This is a genomic window from Pseudomonas sp. Pseusp10 (genome assembly GCF_059492225.1).
In genome coordinates, this window is record NZ_CP168528.1 from 5,173,031 (window position 1) to 5,198,056 (window position 25,026).

General features: G+C 60.3%; 26 protein-coding genes, 1 pseudogene and 1 riboswitch. Of the genes and pseudogenes, 8 read left to right on the plus strand and 19 right to left on the minus strand.

Annotated elements, in window-relative coordinates:
• Positions 1-9: 9 nt before the first annotated feature.
• Genes ACEN8Z_RS23550 through cobO form a run of 6 tightly spaced genes read right to left on the minus strand, consistent with a single transcriptional unit; the run spans position 10 to position 5,940 of the window.
• The gene (locus ACEN8Z_RS23550; protein ID WP_495595843.1) at positions 10-1,461 is read right to left on the minus strand and encodes a cobyric acid synthase; all 1,452 of its coding nucleotides are present in this window, start codon (positions 1,459-1,461) and stop codon (positions 10-12) included.
• The gene (gene cobD / locus ACEN8Z_RS23555) at positions 1,458-2,450 is read right to left on the minus strand and encodes a threonine-phosphate decarboxylase CobD (RefSeq protein WP_495595844.1); all 993 of its coding nucleotides are present in this window, start codon (positions 2,448-2,450) and stop codon (positions 1,458-1,460) included. The genes ACEN8Z_RS23550 and cobD overlap by 4 nt, the downstream gene beginning before the upstream one ends.
• Positions 2,443-3,351 carry an adenosylcobinamide-phosphate synthase CbiB gene (gene cbiB / locus ACEN8Z_RS23560; RefSeq protein ID WP_442098070.1) on the minus strand — a complete coding sequence of 303 codons (909 nt, stop codon included), beginning with the start codon at positions 3,349-3,351 and terminating at the stop codon, positions 2,443-2,445. Before cbiB ends, cobD begins: the two co-directional genes overlap by 8 nt.
• Positions 3,348-3,998 carry a 5,6-dimethylbenzimidazole synthase gene (gene bluB / locus ACEN8Z_RS23565; RefSeq protein WP_495595845.1) on the minus strand — a complete coding sequence of 217 codons (651 nt, stop codon included), beginning with the start codon at positions 3,996-3,998 and terminating at the stop codon, positions 3,348-3,350. Before bluB ends, cbiB begins: the two co-directional genes overlap by 4 nt.
• A complete protein-coding gene (locus ACEN8Z_RS23570; protein ID WP_495595846.1) occupies positions 3,995-5,332 on the minus strand; it encodes a cobyrinic acid a,c-diamide synthase CobB in 1,338 nt (445 codons plus the stop codon). Before ACEN8Z_RS23570 ends, bluB begins: the two co-directional genes overlap by 4 nt.
• On the minus strand, positions 5,329-5,940 hold the full coding sequence (gene cobO, locus ACEN8Z_RS23575; protein ID WP_008001272.1) for a cob(I)yrinic acid a,c-diamide adenosyltransferase: 612 nt from the start codon (positions 5,938-5,940) through the stop codon (positions 5,329-5,331). Before cobO ends, ACEN8Z_RS23570 begins: the two co-directional genes overlap by 4 nt.
• Positions 5,941-6,022: 82 nt before the next feature.
• Positions 6,023-6,255: riboswitch (cobalamin riboswitch) on the minus strand.
• Positions 6,256-6,408: 153 nt separating this feature from the next.
• On the opposite strand from cobO, the gene ACEN8Z_RS23580 reads away from it, so the two are divergent.
• Positions 6,409-6,993, plus strand: a complete 585-nt coding sequence (locus tag ACEN8Z_RS23580; protein WP_495595847.1) for a hypothetical protein — start codon at positions 6,409-6,411, stop codon at positions 6,991-6,993.
• 67 nt (positions 6,994-7,060) lie between these two features.
• The gene (locus ACEN8Z_RS23585) at positions 7,061-8,374 is read left to right on the plus strand and encodes a PQQ-dependent sugar dehydrogenase (RefSeq protein ID WP_495595848.1); all 1,314 of its coding nucleotides are present in this window, start codon (positions 7,061-7,063) and stop codon (positions 8,372-8,374) included.
• 109 nt (positions 8,375-8,483) lie between these two features.
• Here the strand turns inward: ACEN8Z_RS23585 and ACEN8Z_RS23590 are convergent, their stop codons facing one another.
• From ACEN8Z_RS23590 to ACEN8Z_RS23615, 6 genes are all read right to left on the minus strand, one after another.
• Positions 8,484-9,146, minus strand: a complete 663-nt coding sequence (locus ACEN8Z_RS23590) for an O-methyltransferase (protein ID WP_495595849.1) — start codon at positions 9,144-9,146, stop codon at positions 8,484-8,486.
• A gap of 18 nt (positions 9,147-9,164) precedes the next feature.
• The gene (locus tag ACEN8Z_RS23595; protein WP_495595850.1) at positions 9,165-9,701 is read right to left on the minus strand and encodes a C40 family peptidase; all 537 of its coding nucleotides are present in this window, start codon (positions 9,699-9,701) and stop codon (positions 9,165-9,167) included.
• Between the two features lie 165 nt (positions 9,702-9,866).
• Positions 9,867-10,514: an NlpC/P60 family protein gene (locus ACEN8Z_RS23600; RefSeq protein WP_108231357.1), complete on the minus strand. Its 648-nt coding sequence runs from the start codon at positions 10,512-10,514 to the stop codon at positions 9,867-9,869.
• A gap of 222 nt (positions 10,515-10,736) precedes the next feature.
• The gene (gene hda / locus ACEN8Z_RS23605) at positions 10,737-11,441 is read right to left on the minus strand and encodes a DnaA regulatory inactivator Hda (protein WP_007998108.1); all 705 of its coding nucleotides are present in this window, start codon (positions 11,439-11,441) and stop codon (positions 10,737-10,739) included.
• Between the two features lie 231 nt (positions 11,442-11,672).
• Positions 11,673-12,746: an AI-2E family transporter gene (locus ACEN8Z_RS23610; protein ID WP_007998106.1), complete on the minus strand. Its 1,074-nt coding sequence runs from the start codon at positions 12,744-12,746 to the stop codon at positions 11,673-11,675.
• Between the two features lie 36 nt (positions 12,747-12,782).
• On the minus strand, positions 12,783-13,835 hold the full coding sequence (locus tag ACEN8Z_RS23615) for a DUF2066 domain-containing protein (protein WP_495595851.1): 1,053 nt from the start codon (positions 13,833-13,835) through the stop codon (positions 12,783-12,785).
• 384 nt (positions 13,836-14,219) lie between these two features.
• On the opposite strand from ACEN8Z_RS23615, the gene purM reads away from it, so the two are divergent.
• From purM to ACEN8Z_RS23640, 5 genes are all read left to right on the plus strand, one after another.
• Positions 14,220-15,278, plus strand: a complete 1,059-nt coding sequence (gene purM, locus ACEN8Z_RS23620; protein WP_007984558.1) for a phosphoribosylformylglycinamidine cyclo-ligase — start codon at positions 14,220-14,222, stop codon at positions 15,276-15,278.
• The gene (gene purN / locus ACEN8Z_RS23625) at positions 15,278-15,928 is read left to right on the plus strand and encodes a phosphoribosylglycinamide formyltransferase (RefSeq protein WP_116263219.1); all 651 of its coding nucleotides are present in this window, start codon (positions 15,278-15,280) and stop codon (positions 15,926-15,928) included. Before purM ends, purN begins: the two co-directional genes overlap by 1 nt.
• 8 nt (positions 15,929-15,936) lie before the next feature.
• Positions 15,937-16,650, plus strand: coding sequence for a DUF3108 domain-containing protein (locus ACEN8Z_RS23630; protein WP_442098058.1), 714 nt, complete (start codon positions 15,937-15,939; stop codon positions 16,648-16,650).
• 141 nt (positions 16,651-16,791) lie between these two features.
• Positions 16,792-17,208 carry an OsmC family protein gene (locus ACEN8Z_RS23635; RefSeq protein WP_008049704.1) on the plus strand — a complete coding sequence of 139 codons (417 nt, stop codon included), beginning with the start codon at positions 16,792-16,794 and terminating at the stop codon, positions 17,206-17,208.
• 62 nt (positions 17,209-17,270) lie between these two features.
• Positions 17,271-18,131, plus strand: a complete 861-nt coding sequence (locus tag ACEN8Z_RS23640; RefSeq protein WP_495595852.1) for a pirin family protein — start codon at positions 17,271-17,273, stop codon at positions 18,129-18,131.
• A 160-nt stretch (positions 18,132-18,291) separates the two neighbouring features.
• Here the strand turns inward: ACEN8Z_RS23640 and ACEN8Z_RS23645 are convergent, their stop codons facing one another.
• The 4 genes from ACEN8Z_RS23645 to ACEN8Z_RS23660 form a co-directional block, all read right to left on the minus strand.
• The gene (locus ACEN8Z_RS23645) at positions 18,292-19,020 is read right to left on the minus strand and encodes a dienelactone hydrolase family protein (protein WP_007998095.1); all 729 of its coding nucleotides are present in this window, start codon (positions 19,018-19,020) and stop codon (positions 18,292-18,294) included.
• A gap of 66 nt (positions 19,021-19,086) precedes the next feature.
• Positions 19,087-20,991, minus strand: coding sequence for a molecular chaperone HtpG (gene htpG / locus ACEN8Z_RS23650; protein ID WP_495595853.1), 1,905 nt, complete (start codon positions 20,989-20,991; stop codon positions 19,087-19,089).
• An 81-nt stretch (positions 20,992-21,072) separates the two neighbouring features.
• Positions 21,073-21,525, minus strand: coding sequence for a PaaI family thioesterase (locus ACEN8Z_RS23655; protein WP_007984572.1), 453 nt, complete (start codon positions 21,523-21,525; stop codon positions 21,073-21,075).
• Positions 21,522-21,998 (minus strand): PaaI family thioesterase, encoded by a 477-nt coding sequence (locus tag ACEN8Z_RS23660; protein ID WP_495595854.1) that lies wholly within the window; start codon positions 21,996-21,998, stop codon positions 21,522-21,524. The genes ACEN8Z_RS23655 and ACEN8Z_RS23660 overlap by 4 nt, the downstream gene beginning before the upstream one ends.
• A 158-nt stretch (positions 21,999-22,156) precedes the next feature.
• On the opposite strand from ACEN8Z_RS23660, the gene ACEN8Z_RS23665 reads away from it, so the two are divergent.
• Positions 22,157-22,426: a hypothetical protein gene (locus tag ACEN8Z_RS23665; protein ID WP_495595855.1), complete on the plus strand. Its 270-nt coding sequence runs from the start codon at positions 22,157-22,159 to the stop codon at positions 22,424-22,426.
• A gap of 67 nt (positions 22,427-22,493) precedes the next feature.
• On the opposite strand, the pseudogene ACEN8Z_RS23670 reads toward ACEN8Z_RS23665, so the two are convergent.
• From ACEN8Z_RS23670 to brnQ, 3 genes and pseudogenes are all read right to left on the minus strand, one after another.
• Positions 22,494-22,610: pseudogene (locus ACEN8Z_RS23670) on the minus strand (MAPEG family protein); the annotation flags it as partial.
• Positions 22,611-22,630: 20 nt separating this feature from the next.
• The gene (locus tag ACEN8Z_RS23675; protein ID WP_007998084.1) at positions 22,631-23,368 is read right to left on the minus strand and encodes a DUF599 domain-containing protein; all 738 of its coding nucleotides are present in this window, start codon (positions 23,366-23,368) and stop codon (positions 22,631-22,633) included.
• A 247-nt stretch (positions 23,369-23,615) separates the two neighbouring features.
• Positions 23,616-24,929 (minus strand): branched-chain amino acid transport system II carrier protein, encoded by a 1,314-nt coding sequence (gene brnQ / locus ACEN8Z_RS23680; protein WP_495595856.1) that lies wholly within the window; start codon positions 24,927-24,929, stop codon positions 23,616-23,618.
• Between the last annotated feature and the right edge of the window lie 97 nt (positions 24,930-25,026).

Sequence of the window (25,026 nt, forward strand, 5' to 3'; positions counted from 1 at the left end):
ACAGTCACCTCATACCCCACAGAGTTGCCGCAACAGCCCGGTATCCAAATGCTTCTCCACCAGATCCGCCAGCCGCTCGATATCACGCTCGCGCAAGGCGTGGTAATCCACGTCCTGTACATCCTGCAAACCGGCCCAGCGCAACAGCGCACTGCACGCCGCCGGCGATTCGAACAGGCCGTGCAGGTAGGTGCCGAAAATCTGCCCGTCAGCACTTTGCGCACCATCACAGCGGCCGTCATCCAGTTGCACGGCGGCGTTTTCCAGCGCCGGCCCGGAGGTCACGCCAGCATGAATTTCATAGCCTGATACCGGCGCATCCTCCAGCGCCAGGCGACCACGCACATTGCGCAGTTGCTTCTCTTGTTCGAGTTGGGTCTGGAACGCCAGCAGACCCAGACCGGCGCTGGAACCCGGTGCACCTTCGAGGCCCAGGGGGTCATGCACCTGCTCGCCGAGCATCTGCAGGCCACCACAGATCCCCAGCAGTTTTCCGCCATAACGCAGATGCCGGGCGATGGCGGTTTCCCAGCCGCTGGCGCGCAGGTACGCGAGGTCGCTGCGCACACTTTTCGAGCCAGGAAGAATGATCAGGTCGGCGGGCGGAATCGCCTGGCCGGGGCCGATGAATTGCAGATCCACTTGCGGATGCAGGCGCAGCGGATCGAAATCGGTGTGATTGCTGATGCGCGGCAGCACCGGCACCACCACCCTCAGCACCTGTTCGGCTTTATCGGTCTGGCGTTGATCGATGCCGTCCTCGGCCTCCAGGTGCAGGTCCATCACGTACGGCAGCACGCCGATCACCGGTTTGCCGGTGCGCTCTTCGAGCCAGTCGAGACCGGGTTGCAGCAACGCGATGTCGCCACGAAAACGATTGATGACGAACCCTTTGACCCGCGCCTGTTCGCTCGGCGACAGCAGTTCGAGGGTGCCCACCAGATGGGCGAAAACCCCGCCGCGATTGATATCGGCGATCAGCACCACCGGGCAATCCACCACTTCGGCAAAGCCCATGTTGGCGATATCGCCGGCGCGCAAATTGATTTCCGCCGGCGAGCCCGCACCCTCGACCATCACCAGCGGATACGCCGCGCTCAAGCGCTCGTGGGAGGCCAGCACCGCTTGCATGGCGATGGTTTTGTAGTCGTGATAGGCGACGGCGTTCATGGTCGTGACGGCGCGGCCATGGATGATCACCTGAGCACCGGTGTCACTGTTGGGCTTGAGCAATACCGGGTTCATGTCGGTGTGCGGTTCGAGGTGCGCGGCCTGGGCCTGTACCGCCTGGGCGCGGCCAATCTCGCCACCGTCGGCGGTCACCGCACTGTTGAGGGCCATGTTCTGTGGCTTGAACGGCACCACCCCTACGCCCTGACGTGTGACCCAGCGGCACAGCGCGGTCACCAGCGTACTTTTACCGGCATCCGATGTGGTGCCCTGCACCATCAGCGTGGTCATTGGTTTTCCTTGGCGAATTCATCGAACGCCTGCGCCAGTCGCACCCAGGCGATTTCATCACCCGGCAAGCCGAATCGCAGGCTGCTGTTGTGCGTGAACAACCGCAGGAGAATGCCGCGCCGGGCCATGAACTCATGCAATTCTTCGGCGCGCTCGGTGATCAGCCACTGGAACAGCGCACAACCGCCCTGCGGCTGGAACCCGTGTTGCTCCAGCAACGACGCCAGGCGCTCGCTGGCCGCTTCGGCGCGCACTCGTTGCCGCGTCTGCCCTTCGGTATCGCGCAGACAGGCCTGGCCCACTACCCGGGTTGCCCCGCTCACAGCCCACGGCCCCACTTGTTCAGCCAGCAGCTTGAGCAACTTGCGCTCGGCCAGCACAAACCCCAGGCGCACACCGGCCAGGCCGAAAAACTTGCCGAACGAGCGCAAAACAATCAGCCCGACTTGATGGGCAAACGGAGCCAGGCTCAGTTGTGGCGTGTTATCCATAAACGCTTCGTCCACGACCAGCCAGCCACCGCGCTGGGCCAGCCGCGCGTGCCAGTCGAGCAAGCGACTGGGGGTCAGGCTCAGGCCCGTGGGGTTATTCGGATTGACCACCACCAGCACATCGAAACTGTCGATAAAGAAGTCGACTTCATGCTCCAGCACTTCACGCACGATGTAGCCGTTGCGACGCCACGCTTCGGCGTGCTCGGCATAACACGGCGACAACACGCCGACCTTGCCCGCCCGACGCAATCGCGGCAGCAGTTGAATCGCCATTTGCGAGCCGGCCACCGGCAATGCCTGCAAGGTGCCGTAGTAATCACAGGCGGCCTGCTCCAGACCGTCGTCAGCCTCCGGCAAACGGGCCCAAGCCCGCAGCGGAACTTCCGGCACCGGGAACGGCCAGGGCGCAAGACCCGTGGACAGGTCCAGCCAGTCGGCTTCATCTATGCCGTATTCGAGCGCGGCCTTGCGCAGTCGCCCACCGTGCTCAAGCATAAAATTCGGCCCCCAGGCAGAGAATCAGCAACCACAACCATACCCCGCGCTGGACCAATTGCCAGCCCCGGTCAATGGAGTCGGCATCCGCCGGCACGCCTTCGCCCAACTGCGGACGCTGATGCAGTTCGCCGTGATAAATCGCCGCCCCGCCCAGTTCGACGCCGAGGGCTCCCGCCCCTGCCGCCATCACCGGACCAGCGTTCGGGCTGTCCCAGGTCGGGCCCTGGGTGCGCCAGCATTTCAACGCCAGCCGGGTTTTGCCCAACAGCGCGTAGGTCAGTGCCACCAGACGCGCAGGAATGTAATTGAGCACGTCGTCGACCTTCGCCGCCGCCCAGCCGAACCGTTCGAAGCGCTCATTGCGATAGCCCCACATAGCATCCAGCGTATTGCTCAGGCGGTAGAGCACCACGCCCGGCGCACCGGCCACGGCAAACCAGAACAACGCCGCGAACACCGCGTCGCTGCCATTTTCCAGTACCGACTCGGTGGCGGCACGGGCGACTTCGGTTTTATCCAGATCACTGGTTTTACGACTGACCAGATAACTCACGCGTTTGCGCGCTTCATCAAGATCATCGCCGCGCAAGGCCTTGGCTACAGGCGTGACATGTTCACCGAGGCTACGCATGCCGAGGGCGCAATAGAGCGCGAGAATCTCGACGATCCAGCCGATATAAGGTGCCCAGGAAAATGCCGTGACCAATAGCGTCAGCGGCAACACGGCAATCACCCACGCGGTGACGCCATGGCTGCGCCAGCCGCGACCGTCGCCATTGAAACGTTGCTCGATGCGGTCGGCAAAGCGGCCGAACGCCACCAGCGGATGCCAGCGTTTGGGTTCGCCCAGCAGCGCATCCAGCGCCACCGCGGCGACACTCAACAACGCCACACTCATTGACTCACTCCCCAATAGTTTTCATACAGCAATTCATGCAGTGGACGCGCCTGCACCCAGCCTTCGAGCACCAGCATCGGCGCCGGATAGAATTCCTTGACCGGCCCCAGGCACAGCACCGCCAGCGGTTTGGCTCCCGGCGGCAACTTCAACAAATCGGCCAGGGCTTGCGGCTCGAACAGCGACACCCAGCCCATGCCCAGCCCTTCCGCGCGGGACGCCAGCCACAGGTTCTGGATCGCACAGGACAGCGAAGCCATGTCCATTTCCGGCAAGGTGCGGCGGCCGAAGATATGCCGTTCACGGTCGTCCATCAGTGCGGCGACCAGTACCTCGGCGCAATCGTGGATGCCTTCCACCTTGAGCTTCATGAACTCATCGCTGCGCTCGCCGAGGGCTTCGGCAGTACGGACGCGTTCTTCTTCCACCAGGGCCTGGATTTGCCCGCGCAAAGCGCGATCACTGATGCGGATGAAGCGCCAGGGTTGCATCAGGCCGACACTGGGCGCCTGGTGTGCAGCCTCGAGCAGACGCCGGAGCAATTCGGGCTCGACGGTGCCGCCGCTGAAGTGGCGCATGTCGCGGCGCTCGGCGATGGCGCGATAGACCGCTGCGCGCTCGACTTCGGAGAATGCGTTGTCGGTCATGGCCTCTTCGCGGGCAAGCCCGCTCCCACAGGGTTTTGGTCTGGCGCAAACAATGCGGCAATCGCCGAGGGGTTGGACGGAAAATAAAAGTGCACGTAAGAAGCGGTCATCCGCCCTTCACGGTAAACCGCCTCCGCTCCGCGCCCGCCGTTAGGGCTCAAGCCACGGGCAATCGGTGCCAGTTCGGTGGTGGTCAGCGAATGGTGATAGGTGTGCCCGCGCAGCGAACCTTCCGGCAACTCCACCGCTTGCAACGCCAGCGCTGCCAGACGCTTTTGCATGACCGCATCACCGGTCAGCAAGCCAACCAGTTCGGCGCGAATGCCCTCGACATCGGTCAGGGAATCGAGCAGATACAGCATGCCGCCACACTCGGCGAGCAACGGTTTGCCGGCGGCGTGGTGCGCGCGGATCGCGTCGAGCATCGCGGTATTTTGCGCCAGTGCAACATGGTGCAGTTCCGGGTAACCACCCGGCAGATACAGGCTGTCCGCCTCCGGCAACGCACGGTCGCGGATCGGCGAGAAGAACGACAACTCGGCGCCCATTGCCCGCAGCAAATCCAGGCTCGCGCCGTAGGTGAAAGCAAAGGCTTCATCACGGGCGACGGCAATGCGCACACCGGCCAGCAGCGGTTCGACTGCGATGGCATCGGGGGCGGCGAACTCGACCGCCGGTGGCAGCGCGACCTCGCAACTGCTGGCCAGGGCATCGGCCGCCGCATCGAGGCGCAGGTCGAGATCGTTCAACTCACTGGCCTGCACCAGCCCAAGGTGTCGGCTCGGCAATTCGATCCCGGTTTCCCGGGACAGCGCGCCGTACCAGCGCAAACCTTCCGTCAGGCTGCCTTCGAGCAGTTGCGCGTGGCGCAGCGTGCCGACACGATTGGCCAGCACGCCGGCGAACGGCAAGTCCGGCTGATAACGCGCGAGCCCCAGGGCCAATGCGCCAAAAGTCTGGGCCATGGCGGTGCCATCGATCACGCCCAATACCGGGACACCGAAATGCCGCGCCAGATCGGCGCTCGACGGCGTACCGTCGAACAGCCCCATGACACCTTCGATCAGGATCAGGTCGGCTTCAGCGGCGGCTTCCCACAACAGTCGACGACTCTCCTGCTCGCCGACCATCCACATGTCCAGTTGATACACCGGCGCACCGCTGGCGCGCTCGAGGATCATTGGATCGAGAAAGTCCGGACCGCACTTGAATACGCGAACCTTGCGCCCCTGATTGCGATGCAATCGGGCCAACGCGGCGGTGACGGTGGTCTTGCCCTGGCCGGAGGCCGGCGCGGCAATCAGTACCGCCGGGCAATGACGAGGCGTGTTCACAGCTCGACGCCTTTCTGCGCTTTGATCCCGGCCTGGAAGGCGTGTTTGATCATGCCCATTTCGGTGACAGTGTCGGCCATCTCGATCATTTCCGGTTTGGCGGCACGACCGGTGACCACCACGTGTTGCATCGGTGGCCGGGACTGCAGGTCGCTGAGCACCTGATCGAGATCGAGGTAGCCGTGCTTGAGGGCGATGTTGAGCTCATCGAGCACCACCAGACCGATGGACGGATCACGCAGCAGTTCCTGCGACACCGCCCAGGCGGCTTCGGCGGCGGCGATGTCGCGCTGACGATCCTGGGTTTCCCAGGTAAAGCCTTCGCCCATCACGTGAAAGCGCACCTGCTCGGGAAAGCGTCGGAAGAACAACTCTTCGCCCGTGCTGCTGCGGCCCTTGATGAACTGCACCACGCCACATTGCATGCCGTGCCCCAAGGCGCGGGCGAGCATGCCGAAGGCCGAACTGCTCTTGCCTTTGCCGTTGCCGGTCAGCACCAGCAACAGGCCGCACTCGTTCGGGGAATTGGCGATGCGCTCGTCGATCACGGCTTTTTTGCGCTGCATGCGCGCCAGATGGCGTTCGTCACGATCGGGGGTATCAGTCATGGGGGAGCTCTCCGTTGAGGCTGGAATAACGGCGGGCAGGCACAACAATAGAAGGCAAAAAGCCTGGCATCGCCCACCGTGATGCCGCTGGATGAATCAGGCCGGTCTCCGGGCTCATGAGTGGCGCAGGGCCAGACTGTGCGCCTTCCCGCATCGAATCGACACAGTGGCACCAGACACAGTTTTCACTCATTTACCGTTGCGGGGGCAGCGCCGGAATTGCGGGCCTTCGACCAACAGAAGAACTCACTCACCGGCTTCCCTGTTTCACTCTGTCGACCCAAGCCACAGAGCACCTGAAACAAGCCGCGAAGGTTAGAGGGTTGGGGGTGGAGCGTCAATTAAAGCCGGGAGGCCACCTGCCGAATAACTGCTGCCAATCAATAAACTGACGTCAATCTTGTGCCACACTCCCAGCAATGATATCAAAGAGCCACAACCCCATAACACAACAACAAGGGTGAGCCCATGCAAGGCATGATCATCAGCAATCCAAAGCTGGAATTCCTGCGCCCGGTGCTCGAGCGCTGGTTCGAATGCATCGACCGCTATAACGCCGTCCGCGGTGATGGCGACACACCGTACTGGCACGACGAAAAAGCCAATCTCGGACTGCTGTCTGCCGCCGCCTGGATGGCCGAGATGGTCACGCTGCAACAGACGCCAACCCGTAAACAGACCGAAGAAGGCGAACGCAACAGCCGCGCCGATCTGTTCCTCGCCTCAGCCGAGACCCGCGCCTACATCCAGACCAGCCAGCGCTGGCCACGGGTCAACAGCCTGAATCTGAACCAGGCCCTGCTCGACATCGCCAGCGACGCAAAGCGAGTGAGCCATGCCAGCGACCTGAAGCTCGGCTGCCTGTTCGTCGCCCCGCAAAAAGCCCAGCAAGGCGCCACGCCGGAAGAACTCCAGGACATGGTCGACGACCTGCAAAAGGAACACACCTGCGCTGTCGCCTGGTATTTCCCTTACGCCTATCGCAAGTTGCGCAACGAAGCCGGCAACTATCACCCCGGCATTGCCGTGCTGTTCAAGGAGGCTCGCGGTTGAGGGGTTGAACCATCGGACGACAACGCTTCTCTATGATTAGAACAAGGCATTCATAGGGAACACCAGCATGCACACGCCCCCGCTCGTTCTCGTTATCGCGCTCTGCGGAGGGCTCGCCGCTTGTGGCGAGACCTCCAGGCTGCAAGTCTCCGACGGCACCGGCCCGTCACCTCAACTACCAGAACCCAACAAGACCCTGGTTCCGACCGTGAACATTGCACCTGCCATTGGCTGGCCGGAGGGTGCAAAGCCCATCGCCGCCAATGGCACCCAAGTGGCCGCTTTTGCCGAACACCTGGATCACCCGCGCTGGCTTTATGTGCTGCCCAATGGCGATGTGCTGGTGGCGGAAACCGCCGCACCACCCAAACCCGAAGACGGCAATGGCATTCGCGGCTGGGTCATGAAGAAAGTCATGGGGCGTGCCGGCTCTACCGTGCCCAGCCCGAACCGCATCACGTTGCTACGGGACAAGGATCACGACGGCATCGCGGAAACTCGAACCGTGTTTCTGCAAAACCTCAACTCGCCGTTTGGCATGACATTGGTCGGCAAAGATCTGTACGTTGCCGATACTGATCGCTTGTTGCGATTCCACTATGAAACCGGCGAAACGGCGATCAAGTCGCAACCCGTCAAAGTGGTCGATTTGCCCGGCGGCCCGCTGAATCACCACTGGACCAAAAACGTCATTGCCAGCAAGGACGGCAGCAAGCTCTACGTCACCGTGGGCTCCAACAGCAACGTCGCCGAAAACGGCATGGACAAGGAAGAAGGTCGCGCAGCGATCTGGGAAGTGGATCGTGTCACCGGCCAGCACCGCATCTTCGCCTCCGGCCTGCGCAACCCCAACGGCATGGCCTGGGAACCGCACAGTGGCGCGCTGTGGACCGCGGTCAACGAACGGGACGAAATCGGCAGCGATCTGGTACCGGACTACATCACCTCAGTGAAGGACGGCGGGTTCTATGGCTGGCCGTTCAGTTACTACGGGCAGCATGTCGACATTCGCGTCGAGCCGCAAAACCCGGACCTGGTGGCCAAGGCCATTGCCCCGGACTACGCGCTCGGCCCGCACACGGCATCCCTGGGCCTGACCTTCGCCGAAAACAGCAAGCTGCCGGCGCCTTTCACGCAAGGGGCATTCATCGGTCAGCACGGCTCGTGGAACCGCAAACCCCACAGTGGCTACAAAGTGATTTTCGTGCCGTTCAGCACCGGCAAACCTGCGGGAAAACCGGTTGACGTGCTCACCGGCTTCCTCAACGACAAGGAACAAGCGATGGGTCGCCCGGTAGGCGTGGTGATCGACCAGCAAGGCGACCTGCTGGTGGCCGATGATGTGGGGAACAAGGTGTGGCGGGTTTCGGCTGCCAGGTAACGGCAATACATTTCTTGTGGGAGCGAGCCTGCTCGCGATGAGGTCGGCACATTCACTTTGATGTTGCCTGACCAACCGCCATCGCGAGCAAGCTCGCTCCTACAGGGGGTCAGCGCTTGCGGCAGAGCGTCAATCCATCGCCTATAGGCAACAACGACAGATCCACCCGCGCATCGTCTTTCAAGGCCCGGTTGAGCGCCTGGATCGCCCGGGTGTCCGCGCTCTCGGGACTGGCCTCAAGCACCCGCCCGCTCCACAGCGTGTTATCGAACACCGCCAGCCCACCGGTGCGCAGCAATCGCAGGGCGTGTTCCAGATAACCCGGGTAGTTGGCCTTGTCGGCGTCGATGAACACCAGGTCGAACGACTCGCCCTGCCCTTGTCGCTCAAGCTCGACCAGGGTTTCCAGTGCCGGCGCCAGTCGCAGGTCGATCCGCCCGGTGAGCCCCGCTTCCTGCCAGTACCGCCGCGCGGTGGCGTTGTAGTCGCCGGGGATATCACAGCAAATCAGCGAACCGTCAGCGGGCAATGCCGCCGCCATGCATAGGGAGCTGTAACCGGTGAAGGTGCCGACTTCGAGCAAGCGCCTGGCCCCCGTCAGTTTCACCAGCAAGGCGAGAAACTGCCCCTGCTCCGGCGCCACCTGCCAACGCGCCATCGGCAGCGCCTGGGTCTCATCGCGCAAGCGCTTGAGCAATGGCGTTTCGCGCAGGGAAACATCGAGCAGGTATTGGTACAGGGCGTCGTCGAGATTCAGCGTGCGAGCAGTCATGACCACCAGCTCCGGAAGTTACGGATTGCGCGCCAGATGTTCAGGCTGCAGAACACGCTTGGCGCTCAGATAAGCTTTTTGCCAATACGCCTTGGACAAGCTGTCGAGCTTCACGGTGCCGCCGGTGGCCGGCGCGTGGACGAAACGGCCTTCTCCCACGTAGATGCCGGCATGACTGACCTGGGAGCCGCCATTGGTGGCGAAGAAAATCAGGTCACCGGTTTGCAGGCCGTCCTTGCCCACGCTCGCCGCCTGCATGGAGATCATCTCGCGAGTGGTGCGCGGCAAGGAAATACCGGCGACATCGCGATACACGTAGGCGATCAGGCCGCTGCAATCAAATCCGGAATCCGGCGTATTGCCACCCCAGCGATAAGGTGTACCCACCAGACCAAGCGCGCGAAACAGCACGTCTTCCGCTTCGGGCGAAAACGCTTGCGAGGAACCAAATACGATGGGGGCGCGAACCACCGGTGCAGGAGGCGGTGTGCGGCTGGCGCAGGCACTGAGCAGCGCTGCGAAGAACATGATTGCGAGGCGGGCCGACGTCGTCATAAGCAGAACATCCTGATCTGGCTGCGGCTTTTTCTGCGGGGAGCGCAGAAAAGAAAACCGCCTGCGTGGGACGCAGGCGGTTTGCCATCATTTGTAGATCAAGATTTTAGCGGCTACGCGACAAACTTCAAGTAAGACTTTAAGTTCGCCCTACAAATTGTCTGCTTATTTACGAGCAGTGACGATTGGCGACGCGTTAGGTGCCATCGCCAGGGCGCGCTTGGCTTCGATGAAGGTCTTGCTCCAGTAGCTGTCACCCAAGCTATCGATCCGCACACCACCGCTGCGGCGGCTGCTGGAGTGGATGAACTGGTTGTCACCCAGGTAGATCCCGGCGTGACTGACGCGACCGCGACGGCCGTTGGTTGCGAAGAACAGCAGATCGCCCGGCTCAAGCTTGCTGCGCGAGACCAGCGGAGCGTCCACGTTGATCATTTCGCGGGTGGAGCGTGGCAGGTTCATGCCCGCTTCTTCGCGGAACAGGTAGCCGATGAAACCGCTGCAATCGAAGCCGGCTTCGGAAGTACCGCCGAAACGGTAACGGGTACCGATCAGGGACATGCCGCGTTCGAGGATGCTGTCGGCCAGGACCGGAAGCTGGTAGGACTTGCCACCAGCGAAGTCTGCGAGCTCATTTTCGGTAGCCTTCTCTTCCTGGTAAAAAGCGTCCTGGTAAAGAGCGGAAGACTGGGCAGTTGCAGAATTCTTGACCTGCTGTTGCTGCTCTTGCTGGGACACCGGAGTGTGGGCAGCGCAACCGAACAACAGGGTAACGAGTGCGAGAGGCACGAGGGGTGCGAAGCGATTTAGCATGGGCACGACCGTGGCTGAAAGTTGTAAAGAAGCCGAGACTATGCCCGCTATCAACCTCATTTGCAAATTCAATCGATCTTTTTGTGACTTATCCGTTTCTCGTTTACATCTAAGCGCTTAAGCCCATTTTAAACATACGCGCAGCCTGCAACCTTGCAGGAAAGCGGGGTTTCTGGCGCCTGAGATATGCCGAACTCGCTAAAGGCCCCGGCTTCAGCGGGTTTACCAGCCGAGGGTTTCTTTCAAAAACGGGATTGTCAGCTTGCGCTGAGCCTGGAGGGAGGCCTGATCGAGACGCTCGAGCAGCTCGAAAAGCGCACTCATGCTGCGGGTGCCGCGAGTCAAAATGAAATGCCCGACTTCGTCGGTCAGATGCAGCCCGCGACGGGATGCGCGCAATTGCAGCGCACGCAACTTGTCCTCATCGGACAACGGGCGCATCTGAAAGATCAAGGCCAGGGTCAGGCGGGATTTGAGATCCGCCAGCTTCACCGGCAACTCGCGCGGGGATGTCGAGGCGGCAATCAGCAAACGTCGGCCGCTGTCGCGCAAGCGATTGAACAGATGAAACAGCGCCTCTTCCCAGTCCGCTCGCCCGGCAACCACTTGCAAATCATCCAGGCAGACCAGTTCGTACTGTTCCAGGTTGTCGAGGATTTCGGTACCGCGATCCAGCAACTCGGCCAACGGCAGGTACACCGCCGGCTCCCCCAATTGCTCGAAGCGCAGGCAGGCGGCCTGCAACAGGTGCGTACGCCCTACCCCGTCCTTGCCCCAAAGGTAGATCAGGCTCTCGGTCCAGCCGGCGTCGGCTTCGCACAGCCGCTCGACATAGCCGAGTGCAGCGGCATTGGCGCCTGGGTAGTAGTTGATAAAGGTGGCGTCGTCACGCAGACGCACACCTAGGGGCAGCTGAATCGGTTTCATGCTGACTGAACAGTTCCAAAGGAACCGTTAGTGGCCTCTGTGTAAAGTTTGCGAAGTTTATACCCGTGAGCCGGGCCGCACAATGCGACAGACCACAAGCAAAATCAAAGGTTTGCGTTAATGCACCGGTTTTATGGCAGTTTCTTTGGCGGTGCATGTGACAGTCGCGCGAAGCAAGCAGGCTGACCTGGCACGAACCCGGGCAGCCTGCCATTGCCGATCGACGCCCCCCTACAGCTGCGGTTCGTCGACACCGCCGTAAACTTCAGAATCCTTATACAAATCATGCACATGGCGCACCAACACCATGATCACCGCCGCGACTGGCAATGCCAGTAGCACGCCAGTAAAGCCAAACAGCTCACCACCGGCCAGAATCGAGAAAATCACCGCCACCGGGTGCAGGCCAATCCGGTCACCGACCAGCAACGGTGTCAGCACCATACCCTCCAGTGCCTGGCCGACCATGAACACCGCGACGATGCCGAGCATCGGGTAAAGATCGCCGCCGAACTGGAACAACCCCGCAATCAGCGCGGCGCCAATGCCGATGATAAACCCCATGTATGGCACGATGGCCGCCAAACCGGCAATCAGGCCAATCAACAAGCCCAGCTCCAATCCGACCAGCATCAGGCCTGCTGCGTAGATCACACCCAAGGCCACCATCACCAGCAATTGTCCGCGAATGAACGCTCCGAGCACTACATGGCATTCACCTGCCAGCAATACCGCGCGCTCTTCACGATCGCGGGGTAGCAGGCTGCGGATCTTGGCCATCATCAAGTCCCAATCCCGTAACAAATAAAAGCTCACCACCGGAATCAACACCAGATTCGCCAACCAGCCAATCAACGCCAGCCCCGAGGCAGTCGCATGGCTCAGCACCACGCCGACAACATCGGAAGTCTGACTCATATGCTCGCTGATGGCGGCCTTGAGCTTGTCGAACTTCCAGAAACCTTCCGACAAGCCGAACTTCGATTGCGCCCAGGGCAACGCCGTGTGCTGTAGCCAGTCGAGCATCTGCGGGGCCAGCTCATACAAACGAAACAACTGCCTGGCGAGCAGCGGCACCAATACCAACAGCAGCGTGGTGAGGATCAATGCAAACAGGGTAAACACCGCCACGACACCCCAGGTTCGGGACAAGCCTGCCTTCTCCAGCCGATCCACCAGCGGGTCGAAAAGGTAGGCCAACAGCAGCGCCACCAGAAACGGCGTCAGGATCGGATGCAACAACCAGACAAACGCACAAAGCAGGACCACCCCACCGAGCCAGAACCAACGCCGCGTATCGGCCATGAACCACTCCATTGCTTCTATATAAAGAAAGAAAAACTACCAGCGAAAACGCAGTTGCGGGGTTGGGGCCGGCGCTGCGGCAGGCACCGAACCGTCGGAAGCGGGCTGAACGGGCGCGGCCGGGGCCGGTGCTTGACCCGCCGGTGTTTCCTGGAGCCTGGCCAGCGACAGCTGTGCACGCAGCTGATCGACACTGCCATTGACCCGATAGAGAATCCGGTCGCCCTCGACACGTTGTACGCGCCCGCCAAATGGCTCCAGCAAACGGCCAAGCGACGCGTAGTGCTCAAGATTCATGCCTTGCACTTCCAGCAATTGCTCGCTCGACGCACCGGGTCTGGCGACAAACCGCGGTGCCAGGCGCTCGTTGACCGCCAGCATCACCGCATCGGCCACGGCGGCCTGATCGGCGCCCTGCACGGTACCGGCATCTTTCTGATCGCCCAGCCACAGACGCCACTTGGCTTGCCATTGCCCGCCCTCTTCCTGGGCGTGTACCGCGAGCAAGGCGTCGGCGTTGTAGCGTTCCGATGCAGCATGCAAAGGCGCGGGATCTGCGCCTTCCAGATTCGGCGCGGTCGCGACGATCTGTTCGTTCAGGTCGGCCAATGGCAAGCGCAATGGCAAGCCACGGTGCTGGGCAGCCCGACGCAGCGGCGCCGCGCTGGCCTGGCCGTCGCCCACCAGACTGGAGCCCTCGGTGGAATCATTCAACCACCAGCCGAGGATCGACGGCCGATTGGGCCCCCACATGGCCAGGCCGGCGCGGCGCAAGGCCTGCTCGGTGGTACCCGGATCGAAATCGACTTTCAGGACTTCCGGTGGCCCGGCATCAAAGCCGTATTGGCTGATGATCTGTTGCGGGTCTTTGCGAATCGCTGCCAACCCCGGACTTTGAGCGGCCTTGGGGTCGCCGGTCAGGCGCAATACCAATGTGTCCAGCGCACGCTGAGTCGCCTGATCGCGCTCCTCGGGCGACTGGCCATTCACTGGTTCGCGCACCTGATAAAGGCCTTTGACAGTTTCGGCATGACTGACCAGGCTGACCACTGACAAACAACTCACAAGCAAGAATTTACAAAAACGCATGGAAGATTCCTGACGACAAGAGCGGCTGAAACAGACCGCATGAAGACGATCGAGCAAGGCTGTGACCACTGCCCGACGCAAAACATTCACACGTTCCAGGTAAGTTTTCGCACTGTCATAACGATAGACGGTTAATCGCGATACCTTATACAGCCATGCAGGATGCCACCGACACCGCGCTTTTATGGTTTTTTTGAGCGGATATGGCCCTGCTGTCGGCCTGAGGATGGCCGCTGCGGCTCAAGCCTGATAAAATCGCGCGCCTTCGCAGACCGGCAACAGCCGGGTACCCTGAAATTCGTGCACGGCCCTCGCCTTCGCCTGTTTCGGCGGTCCCGATGGACTCGGTCGTTACCCAGAAATCCCCCCCTAAAGGCCTGGATCATGAGCAAGCAACCCTCCCTGAGCTACAAGGACGCCGGTGTAGACATCGACGCCGGTGAAGCATTGGTCGAACGCATCAAGAGCGTCGCCAAGCGCACTGCGCGCCCGGAAGTCATGGGCGGCCTGGGCGGTTTTGGCGCCCTCTGCGAAATCCCGGCCGGCTACAAGCAGCCTGTGCTGGTTTCCGGTACTGACGGCGTCGGCACCAAGCTGCGCCTGGCACTGAACCTGAACAAGCACGACAGCATCGGCATCGACCTGGTTGCCATGTGCGTCAACGACCTGGTGGTGTGTGGCGCCGAGCCGCTGTTCTTCCTCGACTACTACGCCACCGGCAAACTGAACGTCGACACCGCTGCCCAGGTTGTGACCGGCATCGGCGCTGGCTGCGAACTGTCGGGCTGCTCGCTGGTTGGCGGCGAAACCGCTGAAATGCCGGGCATGTACGAAGGCGAAGACTACGACCTGGCCGGCTTCTGCGTCGGCGTCGTGGAAAAATCCGAAATCATCGACGGCTCCAAGGTCGCTGCCGGCGATGCCCTGCTCGCCCTGCCGTCTTCCGGCCCGCACTCCAACGGCTACTCGCTGATCCGCAAGATCATCGAAGTGTCCGGCGCCGACATCGAAAACACCCAGCTCGACGGCAAGCCGCTGACCGACCTGCTGATGGCCCCGACCCGCATCTACGTGAAGCCGCTGCTCAAGCTGATCAAGGAAACCGGCGCTGTCAAAGCCATGGCCCACATCACCGGTGGCGGCCTGCTGGACAACATCCCGCGCGTTCTGCCAAAAGGCGCGCAGGCTGTGGTTGACGTGGCCAGCTGGAACCGCCCGGCAGTGTTCGACTGGCTGCAAGAGAAAGGCAACGTTGACGAGAACGAAATGCACCGCGTGCTGAACTGCGGCGTGGGCATGGTCATCTGCGTGGCTCAGGAGCACGTTGAAACCGCCCTGAACGTTCTGCGCGAAGCGGGCGAGCAGCCTTGGGTCATCGGCCAGATCTCCACCGCTGCCGAAGGCGCAGCCCAGGTTGAACTGAAGAACCTCAAGGCTCACTGATGCCTAAGACCTGTGATGTGGTGGTGCTGTTGTCCGGCACCGGCAGTAACTTGCAGGCTCTGATCGACAGCACGCGGACCGGCGACAGCCCGGTCCGCATCGCTGCGGTGATTTCCAACCGCGCCGACGCCTACGGCCTGCAACGTGCCAGGGACGCGGGTATCGACACCCGCACCCTGGATCACAAGGCTTTCGAAGGTCGCGAGGCCTTCGACGCCGCGCTGATCGAACTGATCGACGCCTTCAATCCCGAACTCGTGGTACTGGCCGGATTCATGCGCATTCTCAGCGCTGGCTTCGTACGCCACTATCAGGGTCGCCTGCTGAATATCCATCCCTCGCTGCTACCCAAATACAAAGGGCTACACACTCATCAGCGCGCGCTGGAGGCTGGCGACACCGAGCACGGCTGCTCCGTGCACTTCGTCACCGAGGAACTCGATGGCGGACCACTGGTCGTACAGGCTGTAATACCGGTAGAGTTACAGGATTCGCCGGAGAGTCTGGCGCAGCGGGTCCATGTTCAGGAACACCTGATCTACCCGATGGCCGTCCGCTGGTTTGCCGAAGGTCGTCTGGCTCTCGGCGAGCAAGGTGCTTTACTGGATGGACAGTTACTCGCGGCCAGCGGCCACTTGATTCGAAACTAGGAGATTTTATGCGTCGCGCCCTGCTCTTCGCTTGCGCTCTGCTCGCCTTGCCCTTCGCCCAGGCGGCAGACCTTCAACCTTTCTCCGCCAGCTACACCGCCGACTGGAAACAGCTGCCCATGAGTGGCACTGCCGAGCGCAGCCTCGAAAAAACCAGCGACGGCAAATGGAAACTGAGTTTCAAGGCGTCGATGATGATCGCCAGCCTGTCCGAGGAAAGCACCCTGACACTGGACAAGGACACGCTTCTTCCAGAGTCGTACCACTTTGAACGTGGCGGCCTGGGCAAGGCCAAGAAGTCGGATCTGGACTTCGACTGGAACACCAAAATGATCACCGGCACCGATCGCGGTGACGCAGTGAAGGTTCCACTGAACCGTGGCATGCTCGACAAATCCAGCTATCAGCTGGCCTTGCAGCAAGACGTTGCCATCGGCAAGAAAAGCATGACCTATCAGGTAGTGGACGGCAGTGAAGTCGATACCTATGACTTCCGCGTGCTGGGCGCTGAAAAGGTCGACACCAAGGCCGGCAAGATCGATGCGATCAAGGTTGAACGTGTGCGCGACCCGACACAAAACAAACGCATCACCGTGATGTGGTTCGCCAAGGACTGGGATTACCTGCTGGTCCGCCTGCAACAGGTCGAAACCGACGGCAAGGAGTACAACATCATGCTCCTGAACGGTACGGTCAACGGCAAGGAAGTCAAAGGCAGCTGATCCGGATCGATACCATGAAGCCCCGCCATTGCGGGGCTTTTTTGTGAGTTCGAAAATTGGAACGCCGACAAGCGCGATGGCTCTATACCTTCAAGGTCTTTTTTGATCGAATGAGATTTCCTGTCGCCCGCGAGGTTTCCCATGACCGTTACTGTCAACACCGTTTCTGCCGAAGGCTTTCGCCACAGCGTCCAGATCGATGACCATGAACTCTTCGCCGACGTGCCCGTCACGGCTGGCGGAGAGGGCTCGGCGCCGGAGCCGCACGATTATTTCGATGCCGCGCTGGGTGCCTGCAAAGCCTTGACCTTGAAGCTGTATGCCAGGAAGAAGGACATCCCGCTGACCGGTGTCGGCGTCGAGGTCAAGCGCGACAACAGCCTGGAACAGAAGGGCCAGTACGCGCTGCACGTCAAACTGACCCTCAAGGGCGTACTCACCGACGCCCAGCGCGACGAACTGCACCGCGTGGCCGATCGCTGCCCGATCCACAAGCTGATGACCACCTCTGAAGTCAGCATCGAAACTCATTTGTCAGAAGGTGCGTTCAGCCAATAGCGGCAAGGGTTGCGCAAGCGGGTTATGCTCGAATGCATTACCCGCTCAGCCTGGAACGCACCATGAACACTCCACTCGTGATCCGCCCCCGCACCGAAGATGTCGAAGGTCAGCCAATTCTGCGTCCACTGCCATCTGCCAAGTGCCGCAGCGTCGGGCCATTCGTGTTTTTCGATCACATGCTGGAAACCCGTTATCCGCCGGGCAAAGGCATGAACATCCGCCAGCATCCGCACATTGGCCTGTCGACCCTCACTTACTTGTTCCAGGGGCAGATCCAGCACAAGGACAGCCTCGGCTCCGATCAAGTGGTCGGGACTGGCGACGTCAGCTGGATGACGGCTGGCAGTGCCATTGCCCACGTGGAACGCACGCCTGAGGCCCTGAAAAAAAGCGGCTTCACGATGCACGGTTTGCAGATCTGGCTGGCTTCACCCAAGGATAAAGAACAAGGTCCGGGGCATTACAGCCACCATCCGGCTTCCACATTGCCCGTCAGCGAGAACCTGGGGGTGAAGATTCGCATGATTGCCGGGTCAGGCTTTTGCCTGGAATCACCAGTGCCGGTGCTTTCTCCTACGTTGTACGCGGAATTGCACCTGCAAACGGCGACAACGCTGCTGATCCCCACCGAGCATGAGGAACGTGCGCTGTATGTGTTGAGCGGCGAAGTGCAACTGGATGGCGAGACGATAGAGCCTCATTCGCTGGTGGTACTGCCTGCCGGGGAAGAGATGACCCTGTTTGCTGAAAGCGACAGCCACGCCGTGTTGTTTGGCGGCGCACCGCTGGACGGGCCACGGCGGATCAAAGGGAATTTTGTCGCGAGCGATCCGGCAGCGATTGATGAAGCACGGCGGCGCTGGGCGGCCGGGGACTGGCCGACGGTGCCGGGGGAAGTTGAGAGGATCGAATTGCCTTAGATTCTTCGGTGTTCGTAACATCGCCATCGCGAGCAAGCTCGCTCCCACAGTTGACCGCGTCGGTCACAGGAATTGCACACGACACATTTCCCCTGTGGGAGCGAGCTTGCTCGCGAAGAGGCCGGTTCAGGCACTGACAAAATCGGTGCCTGACACCAGATCAACCCTTGAACACTTCATCCAGCAAGTTATGCATCGAGGTGAACGCCCGAGCAGCGATCTTCGCGTCATACATCATCATGCCCGGCACCTTGGCGTGCGGGTCGGTGAATGAGTGGAACGCACCGCCGTAGCTCAGCAACTGCCAGTCCACACCTGCCGCGTTCATTTCATCTTCGAATGCCGGCAACTGCTCCTTTGGCACCAGTGGATCGGAGGCACCGTGCAGTACCAGCACCTTACCCTGGATGTTTTTCGCATCGGCCGGGTTCGGTGTGTCCAGCGTGCCGTGGAACGATACCGCCGCTTTCACTGGCGCACCGGTACGGGCAAACTCCAGGGCGCAGCAACCGCCGAAGCAGAAACCGTAGGTCGCCAGCTTCGACGTATCGACTGCCGCCTCGCCCTGCCCCTGTAACTGCTCGAACGCCGCCTGCATGCGCTTGCGCAGCAATGCGCGGTCATTCTTCAACGGCATCATTGCCGCGCCGGCCTCGTCATTGTTCGTCGGACGAACCGATTGACCGTAAAGGTCTGCGATCAGCACCACATAACCCTTGGATGCCACCGACCTGGCGATCTCCTCGGCACCGGCGCTGACGCCCATCCAGTTCGGCGCCATCAACAAACCCGGACGCGGGCCTTTATGGTCGGCATCGAAGGCCAGACGGCTTTCGTAGGCCTGACCATCAATCTGATAGGCAACGGAACGTACAGTGATTTGGCTCATTTCTGACTCCTGATTTTTGAACACCAGAATGAAAAAACCCGCCGAAGCGGGTTTTCTACAACACAGTTAAGCTGATAGCTCGACCAACAGTTTGTTCAGACGGCGCACATAGGCCGCCGGGTCTTTCAAGCTGTCGCCGGCCGCCAGGGCCGCCTGATCGAAGAGGATGTGCGACAGGTCGCCGAAGCGCTCGTCGCTCTGCTCGTTGTCGAGCTTCTCGATCAGCGGGTGAGCCGGGTTGAATTCGAAGATCGGCTTCGAATCCGGAACCTTCTGGCCGCTGGCTTCGAGGATCTGACGCATCTGCAAGCCCAGGTCCTGCTCGCCGATGGCCAGGATCGCCGGAGAATCAGTCAGACGATGGGACACTCGAACTTCCGCAACGGATTCGCCCAGCGCGGTTTTCAGACGCTCAACCAGACCTTCCTTAGCCTTGGCGACTTCTTCCGCAGCCTTCTTGTCCTCTTCCGAGTCCAGGTTGCCGAGGTCCAGGTCACCGCGCGCCACGTCGACAAAGCTCTTGCCGTCGAAGTCGCTGAGATAGCTCATCAGCCACTCGTCGATGCGATCGGTCAGCAGCAGCACTTCGATGCCTTTCTTGCGGAAGACTTCCAGGTGCGGGCTGTTCTTGACCTGCGCGTAGGTTTCGCCGGTCAGGTAGTAGATCTTGTCCTGACCTTCCTTGGCACGCGCCAGGTACTCGGCCAGGCCAACAACCTGTTCGCCATCGTCGCCATGGGTCGAGGCGAAACGCAGCAGGCCGGCGATTTTTTCTTTGTTGGCGAAGTCTTCTGCCGGGCCTTCTTTCATGACCTGACCGAAGTTTTTCCAGAAGCCTTTGTACTGCTCAGGCTCGTTCTTCGCCAGTTTTTCCAGCATGTCCAGAACACGCTTGGTCAGCGCCGACTTCATGGAATCGATGATCGGGTCTTTCTGCAGGATTTCCCGCGACACGTTCAGCGACAGGTCGTTGGAATCGACCACGCCCTTGATGAAGCGCAGGTACAACGGCAGGAAGGACTCAGCCTGATCCATGACGAATACGCGCTGCACGTACAATTTCAGGCCTTTCGGCGCTTCACGCTGGTACAGGTCGAACGGAGCGCGGCTCGGCACGTATAGCAGCGAGCTGTACTCCAGCTTGCCTTCGACCTTGTTGTGGCTCCAGCTCAGCGGGTTTTCGAAATCGTGAGCGATGTGCTTGTAGAACTCCTGATATTCCTCGTCCTTGATCTCGGTACGGGGACGGGTCCACAGGGCACTGGCGCGGTTGACGGTTTCCCATTCAACGGCCGGTTTCTCCTCGCCCTCGGTGGCTGCCACTTCTTTCGGCAACTCGATCGGCAAGGCGATGTGGTCGGAGTACTTCTTGATGATGTTGCGCAGGCGCCAGCCATCGGCGAACTCGTCTTCACCGGATTTCAGGTGCAGGACGATGCGAGTGCCGCGCTCGGTCTTGTCGATGGTCGCAACTTCGAAGTTACCTTCGCCCTTGGACGACCAGTGCACGCCTTCGCTGGCAGCGCTGCCGGCACGACGGCTGAACACATCGACTTTGTCAGCGACGATGAAGGCGGAGTAGAAACCGACACCGAACTGGCCGATCAGGTGCGAGTCTTTCTTCTGGTCGCCGGTCAGGTGTTTCATGAAATCGGCGGTGCCGGACTTGGCGATGGTCCCCAGGTGGGTGATCGCGTCTTCGCGGCTCATGCCGATACCGTTGTCTTCGAGGGTGACGGTTTTAGCGTCCTTGTCGAAGCTCACGCGGATTTTCAGTTCGGCGCCACCTTCCAGCAGCTCTGGCTTGGCCAGGGCTTCGAAACGTAATTTGTCGACAGCGTCAGAGGCGTTCGAGATCAATTCGCGAAGGAAAATTTCCTTGTTGGAATACAGCGAATGGATCATGAGATGCAGCAGTTGCTTCACCTCGGTCTGGAAGCCCAGGGTTTCCTTTTGAGTTTCCACACTCATGGTCATCAAACTCCAATCAGATGGCATAAGCCGCGACCTTGAGGGTCGGCGGCGGGTTGTCCTCAGAGTTTGGGGCACCGTTCAGGATTTCAAGGGCTCTTCGAGTTTGAAATGTGCACGGGCCGTGGCAATGGGTTCGGCTTCGGTGCTTTGCCAGGCGGTAATCGCCACGTTGGCGACCCGGCGACCCTGGCGACACACCTGACATCGGGCCCAGGTATCGCGAAACTGCCCGGCACGCAGGTAATCCAGAGAGAAATCGATGATTTTCGGCACCCCGGGCGATCCGGTAAACACCAACAGGTGCAGCGCGGCGGCCAACTCCATGAAACCGGCGATCACACCGCCATGAATCGCCGGCAACAATGGGTTACCGATGTTGTCCTTGTTCGCTGGCAGCTTGAACAGCAACTCATCTCCCACCCGTGAACATTCGACGCCGATCAGCCGGGCATAGGGAATCAAATCCAGCAGCGAGGCATAATCGCCCTGCTCATGGGCCTTTTGCAGTTGCTCCTTTAGAGACTCGCTCACTGCGCACCTCCGGCAACCGCGCCACCAAAGCCCTTGGTGCCCTTGAGACCCTTACCCATGCGCATGAAAGTGCCCACCACATGAGCAATGGGTTGCTCGGGGTCATCCTGATAGGCAAAGCCACGGGCGAAAATCACGTCGGTGGTGACGCGGTAGCATTGGGCAAAGCCGTAGACATCTTTATGCGGCTCGGCGGCATGCATGTAGTCGATGCGCAGATCGAGGGTCGGGCAGACCTCGAATTCCGGGAGCACGCAGAGCGTCGCCATGCCACAGGCCGTGTCCATCAGCGAAGTCAGCGCCCCGCCATGAATCACGCCGGTTTCGGGATTGCCGACGATCTGCGGGCTGTACGGCAGCACAATCGTCAGCCCTTCGCTGTTGGCACTGTGAACGCGTAGTCCAAGTACCTGACAGTGTCGCAGTGCCGACAGAAAGCGCATCGCACGCTCAAAAACGGGGTTTTCAGCCATTTGATAAAAACTCTTGTTTAAATCCGTACAATGCGGTGGCGGTCCGGGTAAAAGTTCCGCATTAGAACAAACTTATATATCTGAAATAATTAAGGAACTTAACCCTGATGCGTGGGTTCTTAAGGCCAGTAGATGCTTTTCATCAGGAGAAACACCCCATGCGTAAGACTTTAGCTATTGCCTTGATGTTGACCGCTTCCCTCGGTCTCGCTGCCTGCGATAAAAAATCCGAGGACAAAGCTCAAGATGCTAACCAACATGCTGAGCAAGCCCAGCAAAAAATGAACGAAGCTCAGGATAAAGTGAACGACGCGGCGAAAGAAAACGCCGAAGCCGCCAAAGATCAGGCGGAAGCGGCTAAAGAGGCGGCTCCGGCTGCTCCGGCTGCTCCGGCCGCTCCGGCCGCTCCGGAAGCACCTAAGAACTAATCCGGTTTTTAGCGTGATAAAAGAAAACCCGCCAAGTGCGGGTTTTCTTTTGTCTTCAAAAAAGCGGTTAGAGCAAAATCGTACGATAAGTCGGACTAATCATCAGCAACAGCGAACAGATTAAACCCGCCAGCCAAACCAGATTGCGCTACCGAGTCAGATCCGTCCAGTAACACACTAGATAGCCAGCGCGCAGGCGCCCGATCAGGCAGCCTCTTTATTCGCCTCAAGCAATGGCGCTTCTGTAGGGGTATAGACCATCACGTCGAGAACGTCGGAATGAAACTCTCGGCGATACAATACGAACACCACACCGGCACTCATCAACATGAACAGCCATGGGCTGACGAACCAGGCCAGCATGGTCATGCCGAAGTAATAAGAGCGCAGGCCAAAGTTGAACTGGTTGGCGGCCATGGAGATGACACGGGCTGCACGGGCGGCAAAGGCCTTGCGCTCCTGCTCGGACACATGGCGTTCACCGACCATCGGCGCCGAGCCGACCAGAATGGCGGCGAAGTTGTACTGGCGCATGCACCAGCTGAACGTGAAGAACGCATAGACAAACACCAGCGCCAGGCACAGCAACTTGATTTCCGACATGCCCTGGGACGCCTGTTGCACCATCGGGATATCCGCCAGCAACGACACCGCCCGCTCCGACGCACCCAGCACTGTGAGAATACCGGCCAGGATAATCAATGTACTGGAAGCGAAGAACGAAGCATTGCGCTCCAGATTGCCGATCACGCTGGCATCGGCGATGCGGTTGTCACGCAGCAGCATGCGGCGCATCCAGTCCTCACGATACAGGTGCAGCACACTGGCCAGACACGCGGTGTCACGGCCTTTCCAGGTGGCATAGCGGGTGTACCCGCCCCAGCAGATGACGAACCAGATGGCGGCAAGAATGTGTATCAGATTGGCTTGGATGAACGACATGCAGGTCCTTGTGATGTATTTGCGGATTACACAGCCCCTGTGGGAGCGAGCTTGCTCGCGATTGCGGCGGGTCAGCCGACATCAATCTTGAATGGACTGCCCCCATCGCGAGCAAGCTCGCTCCCACAAAGGGTTTTGCAGTGATTCGACGTTAGCCTAAGAAAAAAGACACTACCTGATACCCATAAAAAAATGCCCCGTATCGATTGATACGGGGCATTTCTGTTTTGTGACGGACCGGTAAAGCTTAAGCCAGCGCTTCTTCGCGCTTGCCCAGCAGACGGTCGCAGACAACGGCAACCACCAGCGTCATCACCGAAGGCACCAGCCAGGCCAGGCCCTGCTCGCTCAGCGGCAGGTGGGCCATTTGCGTCGGCATCCAGTCCGCCAGACCGGCGCCCTTGAGGGCGTCGATCAAGCCGAAGATGAACGACACCAGCATCACCGGGCCGACAATGCGACCCTGCTCATGCCAGAAGTCCTTGCAGAAGCTCAGAGCCACCAGGGCGATGCACGGCGGGTAGATCGCGGTCAGTACCGGGATCGAGAACGCAATCAGCTTGGTCAGGCCCAGGTTGGATACCAGCAGCGAGAACGCAGCGAGGATGATCACCAGCGTCTTGTAGGACAGTGGCAGCACGCGGCTGAAGTATTCGGCGCAGGCACAGGTCAGACCAACCGCAGTCACCAGGCACGCCAGAGAAATCAGCACCGCGAGGAAACCGCTGCCTAGGGAACCGAAAGTGTGCTGCACATAGGCGTGTAGTACCGCTGCACCGTTGGTAGCACCTGCGGCCACTTCATGGCTGCCCGAACCGAGACGGAACAGGCTGACATAAACCAGTGCCAGGCCCACACCGGCAATCAGACCGGCGATAATCGCGTAGCGGGTGATCAGTGCTGGCGACTCGACGCCGCGCGAACGGATGGCGTTGACGATGACGATGCCGAACACCAGGGCGCCCAAGGTATCCATGGTCAGGTAACCATTGATGAAGCCTTGGGAAAACGGCGCTGCCACGTATTCAGGCGTGGCTTGGCCAATGTCACCGGCCGGCAGGGCGAATGCTGCAATGCCCAGCACGGCCAGGGCGATTATCTTCAGCGGAGCGAGAAAGCGCCCTACGGTATCCAGCAAACGGCCCGGGTACAGCGAGATGAAGAACACCAGCAGGAAGTAAACCGAGCTGTACAGGAACAAAGCCAGCGGGCTCTCGCCGGTCAGCGGCGCCAGGCCCACTTCGAACGATACCGTCGCGGTACGAGGCGTCGCGAACAGCGGTCCTACGGCCAGGTAGCAAGCAGCCGCCAACAGGCCACCCGCCACTTTACCGATCGGGCTGCTCAACGCATCCATTGCACCACCGACCTTGGCCAGGGCCACAACGGTGATCACCGGCAGCCCGACCGCGGTGACCAGGAAACCCAGCGCCGCCATCCAGACATTAGGCCCGGACTGCAAACCGACGATAGGCGGGAAGATGATGTTGCCAGCCCCGACGAACAGGGCAAACGTCATAAAACCAAGTGCCAGGATGTCCTGGCCTTTCAACACTTTCATTAAGGAAATACCACACTACTGAATCGGAATTTAGAGAGGGATTTCCCTATGGATGAGGGAAATGCTGTCAGTCCGTATAAGACCGACCCTTTTAGCG